The sequence below is a fragment of the Bradyrhizobium sp. LeoA1Lang genome (genome assembly GCF_055413685.1).
This window is the reverse complement of the sequence record NZ_JBVAPG010000676.1, coordinates 1-251: the sequence shown is the minus strand read 5'-3', so window position 1 is coordinate 251 and position 251 is coordinate 1. Positions and strand designations below refer to the sequence as shown.

1 pseudogene is annotated in these 251 nt (G+C 57.0%); it reads left to right on the top strand.

Annotation, left to right across the window (positions count from 1 at the left end):
• Positions 1–139: pseudogene (locus ACZYOF_RS44935) on the top strand (IS481-like element ISHne2 family transposase); the annotation flags it as partial.
• Between the last annotated feature and the right edge of the window lie 112 nt (positions 140–251).

The following is a 251-nucleotide window of genomic DNA, read 5'->3' as shown; positions in this document are numbered from 1 at the left end:
CCGTTACATGCGGTCGGACAATGGCGCCCCCTTTGCGTCGACAGGCGCCGGCGGACTGTCAAGGCTGTCGGTGAAGCTGATCAAGGCCGGCGTCACGCCGGAACGCATTGCTCCGGGCAAGCCGCAGGAGGGTGTCAGAAAGAATGTGTAAGCAGGTTTCTGTGAGTTTACCTTACCGAGGAGACTCACATGACGACCGACACGACGATTACACCTGAACTGCTGGATCAACTGCTTGCTAACTATGAGAA